The sequence below is a fragment of the Streptomyces sp. JB150 genome (assembly GCF_011193355.1).
Classification (GTDB): domain Bacteria; phylum Actinomycetota; class Actinomycetes; order Streptomycetales; family Streptomycetaceae; genus Streptomyces.
Genome location: NZ_CP049780.1, coordinates 670,857 through 684,059, shown reverse-complemented (window position 1 = coordinate 684,059; position 13,203 = coordinate 670,857). Strand labels below are relative to the sequence as shown.

The following is a 13,203-nucleotide window of genomic DNA, read 5'->3' as shown; positions in this document are numbered from 1 at the left end:
CGGATCATGGGAGACTCGCCCTCATGAGCGGCAAGGCGGACCCCCGGCCGGCGGGGGAAGGGACCACCTCGAGGACGCGGTTGGACCGGGGGCGCGGTGCGCTCGGACCCGCGCTGGAGCTGGTGCACACCGGACGGGCGCCCACCCGCGCCGTGCTCACCGCCGAACTCGGCGTCACCCGCGCCACGGCCGGCGCGGTCGCCGCCGAGCTGGAGGCCCTCGGCCTGATCCGGGTCGACGCCCGGCCCGGCGCCGCCGCCGGTTCCCAGGGCCGCCCCTCGCACCGGCTGCGGCTCGCCGACGACGGGCCCGTCGCGCTCGCCGCGCAGGTGCACGCCGACGGCTTCCGCGCCGCCCTCGTCGGGCTCGGCGGGCGGATCGTCGCCACCGCGCCCGGCTGCGAGACCGTCGACGCCGACCCGGCGAAGGTGCTCGGCTCGGTCGTCGAGGCGGGCGCCGACCTGCTGCGGCAGACCGGTCGGCGGTGCGTGGGCGCCGGTCTCGCGGTGCCGTCCGCGGTCGCCGAACCGGAGGGCCTGGCGCTGAACCCGCTGCACCTGGCCTGGCCGGCGGGCGCGCCGGTGCGGGAGATCTTCGCCGACCGGGTGCGCGCCGCCGGCATCGACGGGCCCGCGTTCGCCGCCAACGATGTCAACCTCGCCGCGCTCGCCGAGCACCGGCACGGCGCGGGCCGCGGCGCCCGCGACCTGCTGTGCGTGGCCACCGGACACCGCGGTGTCGGCGGCGCGCTGGTCCTCGACGGCCGCCTGCACTCCGGCAGTTCGGGCCTGGCCCTGGAGGTCGGCCACCTCACCGTCAACCCCGAGGGCCGCCCCTGCCACTGCGGCAGCCGCGGCTGCCTCGACGTCGAGGCCGACCCGCTGGCCCTGCTCACCACCGCGGGCCGCGAGCCCGGCCCCGAGGTGTCGCTGCTCCAGCAGGCCAACGACCTGCTGCGCGAGGAGTACGACGACCCGGCCGTCCGCACGGCCGCCGAGGCACTGATCGACCGGCTGGGCCTCGGCCTCGCCGGGCTGGTCAACATCCTCAACCCGGACCGGATCATCCTCGGCGGCCTGCACCGCACGCTGCTCGACACCGACCCCGAGCGGCTGCGCGCGGTCGTCGCCGACCGCAGCCTGTGGGGCCGCAGCGGCGGCGTCCCGATCCTGCCCTGCACGCTCGACCACAACAGCCTGGTCGGCGCGGCGGAACTGGCATGGCAGCCGGTGCTGGACGACCCGCTCGGCGCCCTGTCGTACTGACGCCCGGCCCGCGCCTGAGCGGCTCGACGAGGACGACGGCGGCGAGCAGCGGGAACAGCAGGCCGCAGTCCGGGCAGGGGCGGCGCGACTCCCCGTCCGGCCCGGAGCGTACGGCGCTCGGTTCAAGCCCTGGGGGACAGGGTGACGACGTCGGCGCGGGAGGCGGTGCCGTCGCTGTCGGCGTCGGTCGGACCGTGCGCGGGCGGAGCCGCACCAGGGGCGGGCGCGGGAAGGTACGGCGTCTCGGCGGTGCCGGCCGACGCGGGGTCCAGCGACACGTCGATCACGTCGACCAGTCTGCGCAGCTTCTGCTGTGCGCGCGGGGCGTCGGGCCGCGGCACGTGTACGACGGCCGTGGCCGGGCCCGGTGACGCCGTGGTGTACGCGAGACCCAGTACGTGGTGGTTGTTGAGGGTGGCGGCGAGTCGTGCGAGCGTTCCGTGGCCGAGCTGGAGGGTGACGGTGAGCCGGGCGTGTTCCATGGGTGGGGGTCCTTGTCTCTGGGGCCGTGGTCGGGCCTGGGTGGGGCCGGGGGCCGTGGTGGGGCCGGGGGCCGTGGTGAGGCCGGAAAACGAAAAGACCCCTCGCGAGGTGCGAGAGGTCTGCGTGCGGGCGGTGAACCGTGAAGGGTCACTCCTGCGGGTTCGGTGCCGGCACGCCGCCGCTGATAATCGGCTGCTGCTGCATGCGGGGGATGCTGGCAGAACCCGGCTGCCGCCCGGAAGACCATCTCGGAGTGCGGACGACGGGAGGAGGGCGTGCCGTGCCCCGGTGCGCCGGGGCACGTTCGCATGACGGGTGAGCGTCGGCGTCGGCGCTGGGCGTCGGCGGATCAGCGGGCCGCCGCGGGCAGTCGGAGGCGACCATCGTGAACTTCGGCGATGTGGTCGACGGCGGTCAGGTGGGTGCGGTCGTGGGTGACCAGGACGGTGGCGGTGGCCTGCCGGCGGGTGAGGCGGGTGATGAGGTCGATGACGGAGGCGCCGCGTTCGTGGTCGAGGGCACTGGTGGGTTCGTCGACCAGCAGGACGGTGGGGTCGTTCATCAGGGCGCGGGCGATGTTGACGCGCTGGCGCTGGCCGCCGGAGAGCTGGTGGGGACGCCGGCGGGCCCGGTCGGCCAGGCCGACGGCGTCGAGCAGTTCCATGGCCCGGGCCCGGGCGGTGCGGGGCGTGAGGCCGACGATCCGCGCCATGACCTGGAGCTGTTCGACGGCGGTGAGGGAGGGCAGCAGGCTGGGCTGCTGGAAGACGATGCCGATCTTGTGGCGGCGCAGCTCCGCCAGTTCACCGCGGCCCATCCCGGTGGTGTCGGTGCCGTCGACGACGACGGTGCCGGCATCGGGGGTGATCAGGGTGGCGGCGACCGCCAGCAGGCTGGACTTGCCGGAGCCGGAGGGCCCGACGACCGCGGTCAGGCTGCCCTTGGGCACCTCAAGAGTGACCTGGTCCAGGGCGGTGAGACGGCTGTCGCCGTCGGGGTAGGTGAGGGTGATGTCGGTCAGACGCAGGCTCATCGGGCGTTCCCCAGGGCGGTCAGCGGGTCGACGGAGGTGATGCGGCGGATGGACAGGGCGGCTCCGAGCGCGCCGAGCGCGATCATCACGGCGGCCGGGACCAGGACGGTCGCGGGCGTGAGGAGGAACGGCACCGCGCTCCCGGCGACGAGGGCCCCGAGGCCGGCGGCGATGCCGGTGCCGATCAGCGTGCCGCCGGTCAGCAGGATCACCGCCTGGCCGAGGGCGTCCCCGAGCAGGCCGGCGGTGGAGGCGCCCAGGGCCTTGAGGACGGCGACGTCGCCGCTGCGCTGGATGGTCCACACGGTGAAGAAGGCGCCGATGACCAGGGCGGAGATCGCGAACAGCAAGCCGCGCATCAGCTGCAGGGAGCCGTTCTCGGAGGCGTAGGAGCCGATCGCGGACAGCGAGTCGTCCTTGGCGACCGTCTTCGTGCCCGCAGCCTCGTCGGCGGCGCCGACGTCGGTGCCGGAGGTGGTGTCCAGGGCGATGACGGTGGCGGTCGGTCCGCCGGCCCCGCCCGTGGGGGGCGCGGTCTCCCGCCACGTGTCGAGGCTGGTCCAGATGACCGGGCTGTGGCTGAAGGAGGCATCCCCGCTCACCGCGGCGACGCTCACCCTCTGTCCGCCCAGAGCGAAGGTGTCACCCGTCGTCACGCCGAGGCCGTCGGCCGCGGTGGCGGACAGGACCGCCCTCTGGTCGTCGATCCTGTCGCCGTCGGGGGCGAGTGCGGAACCGGGCCGCACGCCGAAGACGGAAACCCCGGTGCTCCTGCTTCCGACGCTCGCCTTGGTCGTGGTGATGCCCAGCGGTTCGGCGCTGCTCACGCCGGGCGTCGCGGCCCACTGCCGCCACTGCCTCCCGGTGACGGTGGAGTCGGAGTACGACAGGTCCTCGCCCGCGCTGGGCGCGGCGAAGGCGATCTTGTCCGCGGGCAGTCCCGTGATCGCGGAGACGTTCCGCTGACCCAGACCGGCGGTCAGCCCGGACAGCAGCCCGACCAGCAGGGTGATCAACACGATGACGGTCCCCATCAGCGCGAAGCGCCCCTTGGCGAACCGCAGATCTCTCCAGGCAACGAACACGGCTTGGGCCTGCCTCCTCATGGGATGTCACTGGTACGGGGTGGAAGCGCTATGACTCCACCGTCGCTGCCGGACCCCCGCCTGGGCATCTGGCCCAGGACAGCACTCGCCGCACCGAAAGGCGGCACGCCGGTTGTAACTTTCGAGGGAAGCCGGGCCGGGGGCTTCTCCATAGGCTGGAAGGACTGTGAACGCCACCGCCCCCACGCTGACCTCCACCACGCGCGCCCTGACCTGGTGCCTGCACGTGCTGGTCGTCGCCCTGCTCGCCCTGGCCGCCGGCCGGGCCGTCGCCGACCACCGCCCGCACACCGCGCTGATCACCGCCACGGCCGCGGCGTGCGCCGTGATCTACGCGGTCGGTCCCGTGCTGCCCCGGGTGCGCCGCTCGCGGCGGGCCGCCGCACTGTGGCTGGCCGCCGTGGGCGCCTGCTGGCTGGTGCTGCTGGCTCTGTCGGCCGACGGGGTGTGGGTGGCGTTCCCGCTGTACTTCCTCCAGCTGCACCTGTTGCCCCGCCGCGCGGGACAGGCGGCGGTGGCGGCCACGGCGGTGGCGGCCACCGCCGGCTTCGCCGTGCACCAGGGCTTCTTCAGCCCCGCGATGGCCATCGGCCCGGCCCTCGGCGCCGCCGTGGCCGTCGCGGTGGTGTGGGGCTACCAGGCCCTGTACCGGGAGAGCGAACAGCGCAGGCACCTGATCGAAGAACTCACCGCCACCCGCGCCGACCTGGCCAGCGCACAGCACGCCGCCGGAGTGCTCGCCGAACGCGAACGCCTGGCCCGCGAGATCCACGACACCCTCGCTCAGGGACTCTCCAGCATCCAGCTGCTGCTGCGCGCTGCCGAGCGCGCCCTGCCCCGCGCACCGGAGAACGCCGCCCGCTACGTCGACCAGGCCCGGCAGGCCGCCGTGGACAACCTCGCCGAGGCCCGCCGTTTTGTCGCCGCCCTCGCCCCGCCCGCCCTGGAGGGCACCACGCTCGCCGGCGCCCTGGAGCGCCTGTGCGCCACCACCAGCACCCGGCACCGGCTCACCGCACGCTTCCACCTCACCGGCGAGCCCGTCCCACTGGCCACCGCGCACGAGGTCGTGCTGCTGCGCGTCGCCCAGTCCGCGCTGGCCAACACCGTCCGCCACGCCGACGCCACTGCTGCCGATGTCACCTTGAGCTACCTCGGCGACCACGTCGCGGTGGACATCGTCGATGACGGACGCGGCTTCGACCCGGGCCGGCTTCCGGCCCCCGACCCGGAGACCGGCGGTTTCGGACTGGCCGCCATGCGCGCCCGCGTGCACGCCCTCGGCGGCACCCTCACCCTCGCATCCACCCCCGGCCACGGCACCGCCCTGGCCGCCCAGCTGCCCCTCACCCGGCCAGCCGAGCCCGAAACCGAGACCGAGACCGATCCCGAGGCCCGCCCGTGACCGACACCCCCATCCGCCTGCTCCTGGCCGACGACCACCCCGTCGTACGGGCAGGGCTGCGCGCCGTGCTGGAGACCGAGGACGGGATGACCGTGGTGGCTGAGGCCGCCACCGCCGAGGACGCCATCACCCGCGCCGCCCGAGGCGACATCGACGTCGTCCTCATGGACCTGCAGTTCGGCAGGGGAATGAACGGCGCCGAGGCCACCGCCGCCATCACCGCACGCCCCGGCGCACCCCGCGTGCTGATCGTCACCACCTACGACACCGACGCCGACACCCTGCCCGCCATCGAGGCCGGCGCCACCGGCTACCTCCTCAAGGACGCCCCGCCCGAGGACCTGGCCGCCGCCGTCCGCACCGCGGCCGCCGGCCGCACCACCCTGGCGCCCACGGTCGCCAACCGCTTGATGAACCGGCTGCGTGCCCCCGGCACCGCCCTGACCCGGCGCGAAACCGAGGTCCTCGCCCTGGTCGCCGACGGCCTGTCCAACCAGGCCGTCGCCGACCGCCTCCACCTGACCGAGGGCACCGTCAAGTCCCACCTGGCCCGCATCTACGCCAAACTCCACGTCGACTCGCGCACCGCAGCCGTCGCCACCGCCACCGACCTCGGCCTCATCCGCCGCTGAGACGACGCGAGCACCAACGGGCAGCCGGCTGCGCCCCGGCACCGCCGTACCCCTCGATCGCCCCGCCGCACGCGCACGGGTGCGCGCTCGCCGGGCTGCGGTGCGCGTCCGCCGAGTCGAGCGTGGCCTCGACTCGGCGGAGGGCACCGGACGCGACGCGCGTGATGTGCACGGCTCGACCGGACAGCTACGGCAAAAACCCCGCCTCAGAGGGACGCGCCGCCGTCGACCACCAGGTCCGTGCCGACCAGGGAGGCGGCGTCGTCGGACGCCAGGTAGAGGACCGCCTGTGCCACCTCCTCCGTCGACGCGACCCGGCCGAGCGGCGACTGCTCCTTCATCCGTACGGCCCGCTCCTCCTCGGTCTCGCCCGGCTGGAGCGACATGGCCGTGTCGGACGCGCCGGGGCTGACCGCGTTGATCCGCACGCCCTCGCGGATGTGCTCCAGGGCGGCGCCCCGGGTGAGCGAGGTGACGGCCGCCTTGGTCGCGGCGTAGGCGGTGGCGCCGTTCACCTGCTGGTGGGCACCGAGGTTGGAGGCGACGTTGACGATCGCGCCGCCGCCCGGCTGGGTGCGCATCCGGCGGATCTCGGCCGCCATGGCGTTGAAGACGCCGGTGACGTTGACGTCCCAGAGGGTCCGCCAGTCCTCCTCGGACAGCTCGGGCAGCGGCCCGCCGCGGAACACGCCCGCGTTGTTGACGGCCACGTCGAGCGAGCCGAACCGGTCGACGGCGGCCCGGACCAGCGCGGCCACGTCGTCGGCGCGGCTGACGTCGGCGGTGTGCGCGAGCGCCGTACCGCCGGCCGCCTCGATCAGCGCGACGGTCTCGTCCAGTGCCGCCCGGCGCCGCCCGGCGACGACGACCCAGGCTCCCTCGGCCGCGAACGCCAGGGCGGTGGTCCGGCCGATGCCGGACCCGGCGCCGGTGACGAGGACGGTGCGATCGGTGAAACGCGTACGGGACATGGGGAACTGCCTTCCTTCTCAGGGTGTCAGGGACATCGCGTCGGTCGGATCGGATGGTCAGGGGCGCGCGAGGCGCAGCAGCGGGACGGCGAGCGCGAACAGCCCGGCCGCCGCGGCGAGGCTCGCCCGGTCGCCGCCGGCGGCCAGCAGCAGGGCGAAGAGGAGGGTCGGCCCGACCTCCATCGCGGTGTTGTGCACCCCGCCCGCGAGCCCCGTCCGGGCGGCGGGCACCCGGTCGGTGGCGAGCACGGCGGCGCCGGCGAACGCGGCGGCGGCCCCGGCGGGCAGCAGCACCAGGCCGGGCAACACGCCGTAGCCGTACGGGACTTCGGCGTCGAACCCGGTGAGCGCGAGCAGCCCCAGCCCGGCGGCCCCCGCCGCCAGCCCGCCCCCGGTGACCGCGGCGGGACCGTGCCGGGCGACGAACCGCCCCGCCACCCGTCCGCAGCCGAGGAGCACCGCGGCGAACGGCACGAACGCCGCCGAGGCGGACAGCGCCGACCAGCCGCGCTCCTGCTGGAGATGGAGGGAGAAGAGCACGAAGACGGTGCTGGTCCCGGCCGCCGTCAGCGCCGTCGCGACGAGCCCGAGCACCCGCCGCGCGTCGCGCAGGAAGCCCGGCGGCAACAACGGGTCGGCCGTACGCCGCTCCACGACCGCGAACACCACGAGCAGCGCCCCGCCCGCCGACAGCGGCCCCAGCACGTGCGCCGAGCTCCAGGGACGTGCGTCGGTGAGGACGAGTCCGTAGCTGACGGCCACGATCCCGGCCGTCGCGAGCAGCGCACCCGGCAGATCGAGTCGGGGCACGCGGCCGCCGGGCGAGCCGGAGAGGTCGCGGCCGTCGGGGGAGCCGGAAGGGTCGCGGGCGGCACGGGCGTCGAGGGAGCCGGGAAAGTCCCGGGCCCGCGGCCGGTCCGCCGGGAGGAGGCGCGGCGCCAGCGGCAGGGCCAGGGCCGTGACGGCGAGCGGCGCGGCGAAGGCCCAACGCCAGGACAGCAGCGCGGAGATGACGCCGGAGAGCAGGTTGCCCGCCGTGGCGCCGAGCACCGACAGCCCGCCCCAGGTCGCCATCGCGCGCCGGTAGGCGGGCGGCGCGGGGAACAGGGTGCGCAGTACGGCCATGGCGGCCGGCGCGACCAGGGCGGCACCGGCGCCCTGCGCGAACCGGGCGGCGAGCAGCGGCGGATACGCCGGGGCGAGCGGGGCGGCGACCGAGGCCGCGCCGAACAGCAGCAGCCCGGCCAGCAGGGTCCGCCGCCCGCCGTACCGGTCGGCGAGGCGGCCCCCGGACAGCAGCAGTCCGGCGAAGGCCAGCCCGTAGGCCGCGCTCAGCAGGATCAGCTCCTCGCGCCCCAGCCCGAAGCGGCGGCCGATCTCGGGCAGGGGCACGGCGACGGAGGCCAGCGTGAAGATCAGCGTGACCTGTAAGCAGCCGAGCAGCGCGAAGGCCGGGCGGGCGGCGGGCGCAGGGCCGGGCAGGGGCTCGGCGGCGTCGCCTGCCGTCGTGAGCGGCCCTTGCTCGATCGCACGCCCCTCTTCCGTGGCCATGCACCCCCCTTTCTGGATCGTTCGGTCAAGTATCAGGGCGGCCAAAAGCGACCGCCCTGCCGCATGCTTCACGGGTCCGGCTCAGTCCAGCAGCGCAAGCGCCTGCTCGGCGGCGTCCCGCACCCGCGCCGGATCGCTCGACGCCTTGCCGACCACGCGCAGCCCCTGCATCAGCACCAGCAGCAACCGGGCCAGCGCCCGCGGATCGCGCTCCTCGGCCAGCTCGCCCTGGGCCTGGGCGCGCACCAGTGCCGAGTGCAGCAGGGTCTCCAGGTGCTCCCAGCTCAGCTCGACCCGCCGGGCCGCGGCGGTGTCGTGCGGGGCCAGCTCCGCCGCCGTGTTGGTGACGAAACACCCGGCCGCGCGGCGGGCGTCGTCCATGGCCTCGGCCGCGAACCGCCGCACGACCGTGCGCACGGCGGGCAGCGCGGGACCCGGCTGGGACAGCTCGCGCAGGAGCGTGGGGTTCTGCGACTCGCCGTACCGGTCGAGCGCCTTCAGGTACAGATCGCGCTTGTTGCCGAAGGTGGCGTAGATGCTGGCGCGTCCGATCCCGAGGTGCTCGACGAGGTCCGCCATGGACGTCGCCTCGTACCCGCGCTGCCAGAACAGTTCGAGGGCCGACTGCAGAACGGCGTCCGGGTCGAATTCCTTGCTCCTCGCCATACCGTGACCCTAGGCGATTCGAGAACGACCGGTCAAGTATGGCCGGTGTGGCGACAGTTCGCGGCCTGCCCTGACCGGCCACCGCCCGGCGCGGTCTGGCCACCAGCTCCCCGCCGCAGTTGGGGCAGATGCCCCGCAGGGCGGCGCCGCACGACGCGCAGAACGTGCACTCGTACGAGCAGACGAGGGCCGGCCCGTCCGGCGGCAACGCCGCCGTTCCGCACCGCTCGCACCCCTCGCGCATCTCCAGGGCCATGCCCCGTCCCCCCTCTCCCGCCCGGACCCCCGTGGCCGAAGATCCTCATCCTCGGGGCGCCCGCCGCGCCGTTGAACACCCCGGCGGGACAGCGGCCGACAAGATCGGGCCACGCGGCGCGGCGGAGCGCTCAGCAGGCCCAGTCCACCGCGAACGCCCGCCCGGGATTCTCCGTGAGCATCCGCGTGACCAGCTCCGCCCCCAGCTCGGCCGCCAGCCTCGGCCGCACCCGGCGCAGCAGATACGGCATACCGGGCCCGCCGTGCACCGAGCGGCCGGCGGACGTCGTGGTGTCCCCGCCGAGCAGCAGCCGGTCGGCGAACCCGGCGTCGGCCAGTCGCCGTACGGTGTCCGGCATCCGCCAGTCCGTGGCGTGATGGGCCCGCGACGGGCCGTCGAAGCCCAAGTAGGCGCCCGACTCGGCGGCCTGGCGGTGGACGACCGGGTCGGGCGAGCGGTTGAGGTGCCCCAGGACCACCCGGTGCGGCGGCACACCCAGCTCGTCGCACAGCAGGTCCAGTACGTCGAGCGCGCCCGTGCCCAGCTCCAGGTGGACGGCGACGGTCGCACCGGTCGCGTGGTGCGCCTCGGCCGCGGCGGCCATGGTCCAGCGGGCGTGCGCGTCGACGGCGTGGAACCCGCCCGCCACCTTGATCAGCCCCGCTCGCACCCCGGATGTGCCGATGCCCTCGGTGAGTTCGGCGACGAAGACCTCCGCGAGCCGGTCGCGGAGCCCGCCCAGCGTGGCGTCGTCGTAGTGCGCGGCCTGGTGCAGTCCCGTCGCCGCCACCACGTGCACCCCCGTCTCCCGGGACAGCCCCGGCAGTTCGGCCGCGCGCCGTCCCATGCCGTACGGCGTCCACTGCACCACGCTGCCGCCGCCCACCGCGCGGAACGCGGCCAGCTCCGCGCGGGCCGCGGACACGTCCCGCAGCTCCTGGCCCGGCAGGCGCGGGCTGGTCAGGAAGAGATGGTCGTGCGCGTCGCAGACGCCGAGCTGCCCGGGGAGCACGTCCCCGAGCACCGTGCGGACGCGGCTCACCACTGCCGGCCCCGCGGCAGCCGCGCCCGCTCGGGCGCCGACAGATGCAGCACCCGGAACACGTCACCGTCCGCCTCCGGTGTGTCGTCCGCCCAGAGCGAGAAGAGGACCAGCTCCCAGCGGGCGGTGTCCACGGCCGCCGCCGCGCACACCGCGCCGCCACGGGCCGCGAGCCGCGCGGCCTCGCGCGCCGCCTCCCCGGCGACCTCACCGGTTACGGCACCCTCCGGCACCGCCCGGCGCTCCCGCACCGCGACCCGCGCGGGCGCCCCGGCGGCGGCGCCCTCCTCGTGGGCGAGCCCCGTCCACTGCCGCACGACGGGCCGCCCGAAGTCATCGCTGAGCCTGCGGAAACCCTCGCCCCACAGGAAGAGGTTCATGCCCCGCACGGTGTTCCACAGATAGAACGGCGCGTACTGGTTGACCGGCGACCCCTGCACGCCGCGCTCCCGCATCAGATACGCCTTGAACCCCAGCCCCTCCCAGTCGTCGAGGGCATGTCCGAGGCGGGCGACCCGCGCGCGGACGATCCCCATGTCGTAGTCGGCGGGCAGGGTGATCTCGTACTGCATCGCGTGCACCGGACGGCTCCTCAGACGGTGGGCTGGGCGGGCGGCGCGAGGAGGGCGAGCAGGCCGCGCACCCCCGCGTCGAAGGCGGACGGGAGCCCGGAGGCGCGGGCGAGGACGTAACCGCCCTGGACGGTCGCGACGATCGTCGCCGCCACCTCCTCGGCGTCGAGCCCGGCCGCGAACTCGCCCGACTCCTGCCCCTCCACGACGATCCCGGCGAGCCGCTCGCGCAGCCAGTCGAGCGTCTCGTCGACGGGCGCGCGCAGTTCCTCGCTGGCGACGACGTCCGGGTCCATGGTCAGCCGCCCGACGGGGCAGCCGCGCAGCACGTCACGCTCGCGCCGCAGATAGGCCGCGATCCGCTCGTACGGCGTCCCCGGCCCGCCGAGCACGCCCTCCGCGGTCGCTCGCATCTCCTCGGCCGTCCGCCGGATCGCGGCCAGCGCGAGATCCGGCTTGCCCTTGAAGTGGTGGTACATGCTGCCCTGCCCGGCGCCGGCCCGCTCCAGGATCGCCTTGGGACTCGTGCCCACGTAACCGCGCTCCCAGAGCAGCTCGCGGGTGGACTGGATCAGTCGCTCGGAGGTACTCATGAAGTGACTGTACATACTAGTAGTTACACTCGTCGAGTGGCTTACCGCATCGGCGCTCCGAACCACTTGTGCAACCTGCCGAGCAGGCCCTCCTGGTCCTCACCGGCCCAGGCCACATGGCCGTCCGGGCGCAGCAGCACCGCGGGTACGTCCAGTACCTCGCCGGCGTCGACGACGTGATCGACCCGGTCGGTCCAGCCCGCGACCGAGAGCCGCCCGGTGCCGTCCAGCAGCAGCCCGCGGCCGGTGTGCGTCAGCTCGTACAACCGGCCCTGTTTCAGGGGCAGGTCGCGCATCCGGCGGCCGAGCAGTTCGTGGCCCTCGCCGAAGTCGTAGCGGACGTCGATAGCCGTGATCATCCCGGTGACGTACCGGTTCACGTCCTCGAAGTCCATCAGCCGCGTGAACAGCTCCCGCAGCGCGGTCGCGCCCGGATCGGTGCCCATCAGCGCGATCTGCGCCCGCGTGTTGCCCAGCACGCGGGCGGCCACCGGGTGCCGTTCGGCGTGGTAGCTGTCCAGCAGGCCCGCCGGAGCCCAGCCGGCCACCGCGCCGGCCAGCTTCCAGCCGAGGTTGAACGCGTCCTGCACACCGAGGTTGAGGCCCTGTCCGCCGGTCGGCGGGTGGATGTGCGCGGCGTCGCCCGCGAGCAGCACCCGTCCCGCCCGGTACCGCTCGGCCTGCCGGGTGGCGTCGCCGAACCGGGACAGCCAGCGCGGCGCGTGCGCGCCGAAGTCGGTGCCCGCGACGGCCCGCAGCTGCCGCCGGAACTCCTCCAGGGCCGGCGGCGCCGTACGCTCCTCGGCCACCCCGTCGGCGGGCACGACGACGCGGTACACCCCGTCCCCGAGGGGAACGGCGCCGAACCGCAACTGGGTCTTGCGGACCTCCGTGACGACGGCGTCGATCGTCTCCCGGTCCGCGGTCAGGGCCATCTCGCCCAGCAGCGTCTCCACCGTGGCCGCCTCGCCGGGAAAGCCCACGCCGATCAGCTTGCGCACCGTGCTGCGGCCGCCGTCGCACCCGACGGCATAGCGCGAGCGCAGCCGCGTGCCGTCCGCCAGTTCGACGCTCACCCCGTCCTCGTCCTGGCTCACCCCGACCACCTCGCACCCGCGCCGGATCTCGGTGCCCAGCTCCTGCGCCCGCTCGTTCAGCAGCCGCTCGGTCACCGGCTGCGGGGTGGCGAGGCCGTACGGGTGGGCGGTGTCCAGCCCGTCCGGCCACGGCCTGGCGATCCCCGCGAACAAGCCGCCCACCTGGAACTTCTCACTCACCGCCAGGAACCGCTCCAGCAGGCCCCGCATGTCCATCACCTCGACGCTGCGCGCGTGCAGGCCCTGCCCGCGCGACTCCTTCGTCGGCTCGGCCAGCCGCTCCAGCACGACCACCCGCACCCCGTGCAGCCGCAGCTCGCTCGCCAGCATCAGGCCGGTCGGCCCACCGCCGACCACGATCACGTCGATCATCTCCGCACCCCGATTTTCCCGCGCGTTCCGGTCCAGGCCGGAGATTCTGCGCGACGACGGGGGCCTTGCCGCAAGCCCCCCGGTGCGCTATACGTTGAGAGTGGCAAGGAGCGCGTGGCTCCTTGCCTTTGTCGTTCTCCGGGCCGCTGCGCACACGCC

General features: G+C 74.8%; 13 protein-coding genes and 1 pseudogene. 3 read left to right on the top strand and 11 right to left on the bottom strand.

The genetic code is table 11. The annotated features are described in order from the left end of the window. Positions 1-23 precede the first annotated feature (23 nt). Positions 24-1,265 carry an ROK family protein gene (locus G7Z13_RS03175; protein WP_165995823.1) on the top strand — a complete coding sequence of 414 codons (1,242 nt, stop codon included), beginning with the start codon at positions 24-26 and terminating at the stop codon, positions 1,263-1,265. 122 nt (positions 1,266-1,387) lie between these two features. Here G7Z13_RS03175 and G7Z13_RS03170 read toward each other — a convergent pair whose 3' ends face one another. From G7Z13_RS03170 to G7Z13_RS03160, 3 genes are all read right to left on the bottom strand, one after another. Continuing rightward, a complete protein-coding gene (locus G7Z13_RS03170) occupies positions 1,388-1,747 on the bottom strand; it encodes a hypothetical protein (protein WP_165995822.1) in 360 nt (119 codons plus the stop codon). 350 nt (positions 1,748-2,097) lie between these two features. Then, positions 2,098-2,781, bottom strand: coding sequence for an ABC transporter ATP-binding protein (locus G7Z13_RS03165; protein ID WP_165995820.1), 684 nt, complete (start codon positions 2,779-2,781; stop codon positions 2,098-2,100). Further along, complete coding sequence (locus G7Z13_RS03160) at positions 2,778-3,866, bottom strand: ABC transporter permease (protein ID WP_165995818.1); 1,089 nt, start codon at positions 3,864-3,866, stop codon at positions 2,778-2,780. Before G7Z13_RS03160 ends, G7Z13_RS03165 begins: the two co-directional genes overlap by 4 nt. A gap of 187 nt (positions 3,867-4,053) precedes the next feature. Here G7Z13_RS03160 and G7Z13_RS03155 point away from each other — a divergent pair, with 187 nt between their 5' ends. Then, positions 4,054-5,292, top strand: coding sequence for a sensor histidine kinase (locus G7Z13_RS03155; RefSeq protein ID WP_165995815.1), 1,239 nt, complete (start codon positions 4,054-4,056; stop codon positions 5,290-5,292). Next, positions 5,289-5,924 carry a response regulator transcription factor gene (locus tag G7Z13_RS03150; protein ID WP_165995813.1) on the top strand — a complete coding sequence of 212 codons (636 nt, stop codon included), beginning with the start codon at positions 5,289-5,291 and terminating at the stop codon, positions 5,922-5,924. The genes G7Z13_RS03155 and G7Z13_RS03150 overlap by 4 nt, the downstream gene beginning before the upstream one ends. A 206-nt stretch (positions 5,925-6,130) precedes the next feature. Here G7Z13_RS03150 and G7Z13_RS03145 read toward each other — a convergent pair whose 3' ends face one another. The 8 genes and pseudogenes from G7Z13_RS03145 to rox form a co-directional block, all read right to left on the bottom strand. Next, positions 6,131-6,895, bottom strand: a complete 765-nt coding sequence (locus tag G7Z13_RS03145) for a glucose 1-dehydrogenase (RefSeq protein WP_165995811.1) — start codon at positions 6,893-6,895, stop codon at positions 6,131-6,133. 57 nt (positions 6,896-6,952) lie between these two features. Next, the gene (locus G7Z13_RS03140; RefSeq protein ID WP_165995809.1) at positions 6,953-8,446 is read right to left on the bottom strand and encodes an MFS transporter; all 1,494 of its coding nucleotides are present in this window, start codon (positions 8,444-8,446) and stop codon (positions 6,953-6,955) included. A gap of 81 nt (positions 8,447-8,527) precedes the next feature. Then, a complete protein-coding gene (locus G7Z13_RS03135) occupies positions 8,528-9,112 on the bottom strand; it encodes a TetR/AcrR family transcriptional regulator (RefSeq protein WP_165995807.1) in 585 nt (194 codons plus the stop codon). Between the two features lie 85 nt (positions 9,113-9,197). Continuing rightward, a pseudogene (locus tag G7Z13_RS03130) lies at positions 9,198-9,368 on the bottom strand (DUF1272 domain-containing protein); the annotation flags it as partial. 130 nt (positions 9,369-9,498) lie between these two features. Beyond that, the gene (locus tag G7Z13_RS03125) at positions 9,499-10,410 is read right to left on the bottom strand and encodes a phosphotriesterase (protein WP_165995805.1); all 912 of its coding nucleotides are present in this window, start codon (positions 10,408-10,410) and stop codon (positions 9,499-9,501) included. Continuing rightward, entirely contained in the window at positions 10,407-10,991 is a 585-nt protein-coding gene (locus tag G7Z13_RS03120) for a DUF4865 family protein (RefSeq protein WP_165995803.1), read from the bottom strand. The genes G7Z13_RS03125 and G7Z13_RS03120 overlap by 4 nt, the downstream gene beginning before the upstream one ends. Positions 10,992-11,002: 11 nt before the next feature. Continuing rightward, the gene (locus tag G7Z13_RS03115) at positions 11,003-11,590 is read right to left on the bottom strand and encodes a TetR/AcrR family transcriptional regulator (RefSeq protein ID WP_165995801.1); all 588 of its coding nucleotides are present in this window, start codon (positions 11,588-11,590) and stop codon (positions 11,003-11,005) included. A 26-nt stretch (positions 11,591-11,616) separates the two neighbouring features. After that, on the bottom strand, positions 11,617-13,044 hold the full coding sequence (rox, locus tag G7Z13_RS03110; protein ID WP_165995800.1) for a rifampin monooxygenase: 1,428 nt from the start codon (positions 13,042-13,044) through the stop codon (positions 11,617-11,619). Positions 13,045-13,203 lie beyond the last annotated feature (159 nt).

Coding starts and splice junctions, on each gene's coding strand:
- G7Z13_RS03175 (WP_165995823.1), top strand. CDS start 24: ATGAGCGGCAAGGCGGACCCCCGGCCGGCGGGGGAAGGGACCACCTCG.
- G7Z13_RS03170 (WP_165995822.1), bottom strand. CDS start 1,747: ATGGAACACGCCCGGCTCACCGTCACCCTCCAGCTCGGCCACGGAACG.
- G7Z13_RS03165 (WP_165995820.1), bottom strand. CDS start 2,781: ATGAGCCTGCGTCTGACCGACATCACCCTCACCTACCCCGACGGCGAC.
- G7Z13_RS03145 (WP_165995811.1), bottom strand. CDS start 6,895: ATGTCCCGTACGCGTTTCACCGATCGCACCGTCCTCGTCACCGGCGCC.
- G7Z13_RS03140 (WP_165995809.1), bottom strand. CDS start 8,446: ATGGCCACGGAAGAGGGGCGTGCGATCGAGCAAGGGCCGCTCACGACG.
- G7Z13_RS03135 (WP_165995807.1), bottom strand. CDS start 9,112: ATGGCGAGGAGCAAGGAATTCGACCCGGACGCCGTTCTGCAGTCGGCC.
- G7Z13_RS03115 (WP_165995801.1), bottom strand. CDS start 11,590: ATGTACAGTCACTTCATGAGTACCTCCGAGCGACTGATCCAGTCCACC.
- rox (WP_165995800.1), bottom strand. CDS start 13,044: ATGATCGACGTGATCGTGGTCGGCGGTGGGCCGACCGGCCTGATGCTG.